This is a genomic window from Streptomyces niveiscabiei (genome assembly GCF_001419795.1).
Classification (GTDB): domain Bacteria; phylum Actinomycetota; class Actinomycetes; order Streptomycetales; family Streptomycetaceae; genus Streptomyces; species Streptomyces niveiscabiei.
The window spans coordinates 1-6,051 of sequence record NZ_LIRL01000298.1 but is presented as its reverse complement, the minus strand read 5'-3'; the positions used below and the strand labels follow the sequence as shown (position 1 = coordinate 6,051).

The following is a 6,051-nucleotide window of genomic DNA, read 5'->3' as shown; positions in this document are numbered from 1 at the left end:
GTGGGGCTCTACGGGGTGGGTCTCACCACCCGCGCGCGTGCCACTCCGGGAGCTGCGGGCGCTCGGCACCCAGGGTCGTGTCGTCGCCGTGGCCCGGGTAGACCCACGTCTCGTCCGGGAGGACGTCGAAGAGCTTCGTCTCCACGTCGTGGATGAGGCTCGCGAACGCCTCCGGGTCCTTGCGGGTGTTGCCCACCCCGCCGGGGAACAGGCAGTCGCCGGTGAACACGTGCGGATGGCCGTGCGGGTCGTCGTAGACCAGCGCGATCGACCCCGGCGTGTGCCCCACCAGGTGACGCGCGGTCAGCTCCACGCGGCCCACCCGGATCACGTCGCCGTCGTCGACCGGGACGTCCGTCGGCACCGGGATGCCCTCCGCGTCCGCGCGCCCCGCGTACGTGCGCGCACCGGTGGCCGCCACGACCTCCGCGAGCGCCTGCCAGTGGTCGCCGTGCTGGTGGGTCGTGACGACGGAGGCGATGCCGTCGTCACCGACCGTCCCGAGCAGGGTGTGCGCGTCGTTCGCCGCGTCGATCAGCAGCTGCTCGTCCGTGGCCCGGCAGCGCAGCAGGTAGGCGTTGTTGTTCATCGGGCCGACCGCGATCTTGGTGATCATCAGGTCCTTCAGCTCGTGCACGTCCGCCGGGCCGCCGACCGTCACCTGTCCGCTGTACGTCATGACCGCAGCCTATAGCGGGGGCAGCGTCGGCAGGAGGCCGCCGTCGGCGACCGGCGCGGACTCGCCGGAGCGCCCCGCGAGCCAGCCCAGCAGCTCCGCCCCGGACCCGGAGACGGTCACCTCGGGGACGTCCGCCGCCCGGCCCGTGCGCCACGCGCGCGTGCCGTCCGTCAGCCGGGTCGGCGGGACGGCGTCGAGACCGGCGTACCGGTCCGCGAGGAAGGCGATCTCCCGCGCGGTGAAGTCCTCCGGGAGGTCCTTCAGGCCGTACCCGATGCCCAGGTCCACGTGGTGCAGCTCGACCTCGGCCCAGCGGCGGAACGGGATACGGGAGGCGCTGTCCTCGGTGTTGTTGCGCAGGACCACCGTCCGCGACCAGTCGGCCGGGGCGGCGCCCGCGGCCAGGAAGCGGGCGTTGCTCGCGCGCAGGTCGGCGAGGTGGACCTCCAGCGCGCGCGGGGCGTCCCGCTCGATGTCCGCGTCCCGCACCTCGGCGGTCGCGTACATCGGACGGCCGCCGAGGACGTTCACCAGAGCGTCGGCGTTGCGGGCGAGGTGGGCGAGGACGTGGCCGCGGCTCCAGCCGGGCAACCGTGACGGTTCGGCGACCGACGCGTTGTCCAGCTCGGCGACCGCGCTCAGCAGCCGCTCCGTCGCTTCCCGTACAGAGTCCAGGTCACGCACGTGATCAGTCATGGGGCCGACCCTAGCCCCGTCACTCCATCGGGTGAAGGAGTCTTGAAGCGACCGTGAATCGAATGTACGTGCGATACGGTTGCTTGCAGGCGTCGGGCATGCTGGATGGCAGGGGATTGTTCGCAACCCGTGAATCCGACCGGCGTTGTCAGTGGCTCCCCCTAGTCTGGGAAAGACGGGGGCCCCGCCCCTGTCACTTCTCTCAAGAAAGGTGCGGACCGGCGTGGCCGACCGTCTCATCGTCCGTGGCGCGCGCGAGCACAATCTGAGGAACGTCTCGCTCGACCTGCCCCGTGACTCGCTCATCGTCTTCACGGGCCTGTCCGGTTCGGGCAAGTCCTCCCTCGCCTTCGACACGATCTTCGCGGAGGGCCAGCGGCGCTACGTGGAGTCCCTCTCCTCGTACGCCCGCCAGTTCCTCGGCCAGATGGACAAGCCCGACGTCGACTTCATCGAGGGCCTCTCCCCGGCCGTCTCGATCGACCAGAAGTCGACCTCGCGCAACCCCCGCTCCACGGTCGGCACGATCACCGAGGTCTACGACTACCTGCGGCTGCTCTTCGCCCGCATCGGCAAACCGCACTGCCCCCAGTGCCGGCGCCCGATCTCGCGCCAGTCGCCGCAGGCCATCGTCGACAAGGTCCTGGAGCTCCCCGAGGGCAGCCGCTTCCAGGTCCTCTCCCCGCTCGTGCGCGAGCGCAAGGGCGAGTTCGTCGACCTCTTCGCCGACCTCCAGACCAAGGGCTACGCCCGCGCGCGCGTCGACGGCGAGACGATCCAGCTCTCCGAGCCGCCCGTCCTGAAGAAGCAGGAGAAGCACACGATCGAGGTGGTCATCGACCGCCTCACCGTGAAGGACAGCGCCAAGCGCCGCCTCACCGACTCCGTCGAGACCGCGCTCGGCCTCTCCGGCGGCATGGTCGTCCTCGACTTCGTCGACCTCCCGGCCGACGACCCCGAGCGCGAGCGCATGTACTCCGAGCACCTGTACTGCCCGTACGACGACCTCTCCTTCGAGGAGCTGGAGCCGCGCTCCTTCTCCTTCAACTCGCCCTTCGGCGCCTGCCCCGAGTGCAGCGGCATCGGCACGCGCATGGAGGTCGACCCCGAGCTGATCGTCCCGGACGAGGACAAGTCGCTCGACGAGGGCGCCATCCACCCCTGGTCGCACGGCCACACGAAGGACTACTTCGGCCGCCTGGTCGGCGCCCTCGCCGACGCGCTGGGATTCCGTACGGACATCCCCTTCGCTGGCCTCCCGCAGCGCGCCAGGAAGGCCCTCCTGTACGGCCACAAGACCCAGATCGAGGTCCGCTACCGCAACCGGTACGGCCGCGAGCGGGTCTACACGACGCCCTTCGAGGGCGCCGTGCCGTTCGTGAAGCGCCGGCACAGCGAGTCCGAGAGCGACGCCAGCCGCGAGCGCTTCGAGGGCTACATGCGCGAGGTGCCCTGCCCGACCTGCGAGGGCACCCGCCTCAAGCCGATCGTCCTCGCGGTCACGGTCATGGGGAAGTCCATCGCCGAGGTCTCCGGGATGTCCATCAGCGACTGCGCGGACTTCCTGGGCGAGCTGAGGCTCAACGCGCGCGACAAGAAGATCGCCGAGCGCGTCCTGAAGGAGGTCAACGAGCGGCTGCGGTTCCTGGTCGACGTCGGCCTCGACTACCTCTCGCTGAACCGCGCGGCCGGCACGCTCTCCGGCGGCGAGGCCCAGCGCATCCGCCTCGCCACCCAGATCGGCTCCGGCCTCGTCGGCGTCCTGTACGTCCTCGACGAGCCGTCCATCGGCCTGCACCAGCGCGACAACCACCGGCTCATCGAGACGCTGGTGCGGCTGCGCGACATGGGCAACACCCTCATCGTCGTCGAGCACGACGAGGACACCATCAAGGTCGCCGACTGGATCGTCGACATCGGCCCCGGCGCCGGTGAGCACGGCGGCAAGGTCGTCCACAGCGGCTCCTACAAGGAACTGCTCGACAACACCGAGTCGCAGACCGGGCAGTACCTCTCCGGCCGCAAGTCCATCCCGCTGCCGGACGTCCGCCGCCCGCGCGACCCCGCCCGGCAGCTCACGGTGCACGGCGCCCGCGAGAACAACCTCAAGGACATCGACGTCTCCTTCCCGCTCGGCGTCTTCACCGCCGTCACGGGCGTCTCGGGCTCCGGCAAGTCCACGCTGGTCAACGACATCCTGTACACGCACCTGGCGCGCGAGCTGAACGGCGCGAGAAGCGTCCCCGGCCGGCACACGCGCGTGGACGGCGACGACCTCGTCGACAAGGTCGTCCACGTCGACCAGTCGCCCATCGGCCGCACCCCGCGCTCCAACCCGGCCACCTACACCGGCGTCTTCGACCACATCCGCAAACTGTTCGCCGAGACCAGCGAGGCGAAGGTCCGCGGCTACCTGCCCGGCCGCTTCTCCTTCAACGTCAAGGGCGGTCGCTGCGAGAACTGCGCGGGCGACGGCACGATCAAGATCGAGATGAACTTCCTCCCGGACGTCTACGTCCCGTGCGAGGTCTGCCACGGCGCCCGCTACAACCGGGAGACCCTGGAGGTCCACTACAAGGGCAAGTCCATCGCCGAGGTCCTGAACATGCCGATCGAGGAGGCCACGGCCTTCTTCGAGGCGGTCCCCTCGATCGCCCGGCACCTCGGCACCCTCAAGGACGTCGGCCTCGGCTACGTCCGCCTCGGCCAGTCCGCCACCACGCTCTCCGGCGGCGAGGCCCAGCGCGTCAAGCTCGCCAGCGAACTCCAGCGCCGCTCCACCGGGCGGACCGTCTACGTCCTGGACGAGCCGACCACCGGTCTGCACTTCGAGGACATCAGCAAGCTCCTGAAGGTCCTCTCCGGCCTGGTCGACAAGGGCAACTCGGTCATCGTCATCGAGCACAACCTCGACGTCATCAAGACCGCGGACTGGGTCGTCGACATGGGTCCCGAGGGCGGCGCGGGCGGCGGCGTCGTGGTCGCCGAGGGAACCCCGGAGCAGGTCGCGGGGGTGCCGGCCAGCCACACCGGCAAGTTCTTGAGGGAGATCCTGGACCCGGCGAGGATCAGCGATGCTGCCGGGCCGGCGAAGCCCCCCGCCAAGAAGACGAGCGGCCGGAAGAAGCCAGGGGCGAAGTGATAGAGGCAGGTGGCTGAGGCCGGATACCCCCGCTGGCGCGGGGACGGCACTCGGTCTGCGCCGAGGATCTCCCGGAAGAACGGAACACCCCCGCTGCGGCGGGGAGCTCAGCACACCTGCCGTGTGATGAACGATAAGAAGATCCACAGGTTACGGCGCCCCACGGGAACTCCCCGTGGGGCGCCGTCCGTTCCACGGTCAGACAGGCGAACCTTGACAACGCCACAGCGTGCGAGTCAGAAGTCCTCCAGTTCGGAGGCGTACGGCGGTTCCGCCCCCGCCCGGGAGCAGGTCAGTGCCGCGGCGCGCGCGGCGAAGCGCAGGAGCCGGTGCCAGGCCCCGTCATCCAGTCCCCCCATCGCCTCGGCCGAGAGCGCCCCCATCTCCGAGAGGCCGTGCAGGAGCGCCGCGTTCACGGTGTCCCCGGCGCCGATGGTGTCCACCACCTCCACCTTGTCGCCGGGCACCGGATGCACCTTCCCGCCCGGAAGGAACAGGGACAGCCCGGCCGAGCCGTGCGTGACGACGACGGCGGCGGGCCCGGCGGCCAGCAGGTCGAGCGGGGTGATGGCCAGCCAGCGGATGTCGTCCTCGGACAGTTTGAGGAGGGTGACGTGGGGCAGCCAGCTCCGGAAGCGGGCGCGGTAGGCGTCCGGGTCGGAGATCAGGCCGGGGCGGATGTTCGGGTCCAGCAGGGTGAACAGGCCCTTGGCGGAGGCGTCGCGCATCAGCCGCTCGTAGGCGGTCGCCCCCGGTTCCAGGACGAGCGAGCAGGTGCCGAAGGCCACCGCCTGTGTCCCCGGGGGCAGGTCGGCGGGCGCGGTGAAGAGGCGGTCGGCGGTGCCGTCGACGTAGAAGGAGTAGGAGGCGGCCCCGTTCTCGTCCAGGGTCGCGGCGGCCAGCGTGGTCGGCTCCGGGCCGCGCTGCACAGGGGAGACGTCCACGCCCGAGGAGCGCAGCCCCTCCAGCAGGGCGTCCCCGAAGGCGTCGGTGGAGGTCCGGGAGAGGAACGCGGTGGGGGAGCCGAGGCGGCCGAGGGCCACCGCCGTGTTGTACGGCCCGCCGCCCAGCGCCGGCTGGAGTCGGGCGAGGGCGCCCTCGCCGAGCGGGACCAGGTCGATCAGGGCTTCTCCGGTGACGACGATCACGAGTCGGTTCCTCTCTGACGGTGCGTGGACCGCTCGCTGCCGAGGGGCTGTTCGGGACAGCCGCACGAGGTGCGGTGGACGAAGACGGAAGGGAGGCGGACGGTGCGGGTCGGACGGGCCGGCTCGGCGAGGCGGTCCAGGAGCAGACGGACGGCACGGGCCCCGATCTCCCGGCCGGGCTGGGCGACGGCGGTGAGACGGGGAGAGAGGAGGTCGGCCCAGGGGAAGTCGTCGAAACAGCACAGGGCGAGATCGCCGGGCACGGTGAGGCCGCGGGCCCGCAGGGCGGTCAGGGCGCCGAGGGTGATGGCGTCGTTGCCGGTGACGAGGGCGGTGGGCGGGTCGGGGAGGGCGAGCAGGGCGGCGGTGGCCTGCTCGCCCTCCCC

The 6,051-nt window shown here is 71.0% G+C and carries 5 protein-coding genes; 1 reads left to right on the top strand and 4 read right to left on the bottom strand.

The features are described from left to right. Nucleotides 1-22: 22 nt before the first annotated feature. Together AOK24_RS15635 and AOK24_RS15630 are read right to left on the bottom strand one after the other, a co-directional pair. Nucleotides 23-679 (bottom strand): MBL fold metallo-hydrolase, encoded by a 657-nt coding sequence (locus tag AOK24_RS15635; RefSeq protein ID WP_055720683.1) that lies wholly within the window; start codon nucleotides 677-679, stop codon nucleotides 23-25. Between the two features lie 9 nt (nucleotides 680-688). Further along, the gene (locus tag AOK24_RS15630; protein ID WP_055720682.1) at nucleotides 689-1,375 is read right to left on the bottom strand and encodes a maleylpyruvate isomerase family mycothiol-dependent enzyme; all 687 of its coding nucleotides are present in this window, start codon (nucleotides 1,373-1,375) and stop codon (nucleotides 689-691) included. Between the two features lie 223 nt (nucleotides 1,376-1,598). Here AOK24_RS15630 and uvrA point away from each other — a divergent pair, with 223 nt between their 5' ends. Continuing rightward, on the top strand, nucleotides 1,599-4,517 hold the full coding sequence (gene uvrA, locus AOK24_RS15625) for an excinuclease ABC subunit UvrA (protein WP_055720681.1): 2,919 nt from the start codon (nucleotides 1,599-1,601) through the stop codon (nucleotides 4,515-4,517). A gap of 236 nt (nucleotides 4,518-4,753) precedes the next feature. Here the strand turns inward: uvrA and AOK24_RS15620 are convergent, their stop codons facing one another. Continuing rightward, entirely contained in the window at nucleotides 4,754-5,665 is a 912-nt protein-coding gene (locus AOK24_RS15620) for a carbohydrate kinase family protein (protein WP_055720680.1), read from the bottom strand. Then, a partial coding sequence (locus AOK24_RS15615; RefSeq protein WP_159051883.1) for a substrate-binding domain-containing protein occupies nucleotides 5,662-6,051 on the bottom strand: 390 nt, incomplete at its 5' end. The genes AOK24_RS15620 and AOK24_RS15615, both read right to left, overlap by 4 nt.

What these genes read in the sequence shown, in the direction of transcription:
- AOK24_RS15630 (WP_055720682.1), bottom strand. Translation starts at nt 1,375, where the DNA reads ATGACTGATCACGTGCGTGACCTGGACTCTGTACGGGAAGCGACGGAG.
- AOK24_RS15635 (WP_055720683.1), bottom strand. Translation starts at nt 679, where the DNA reads ATGACGTACAGCGGACAGGTGACGGTCGGCGGCCCGGCGGACGTGCAC.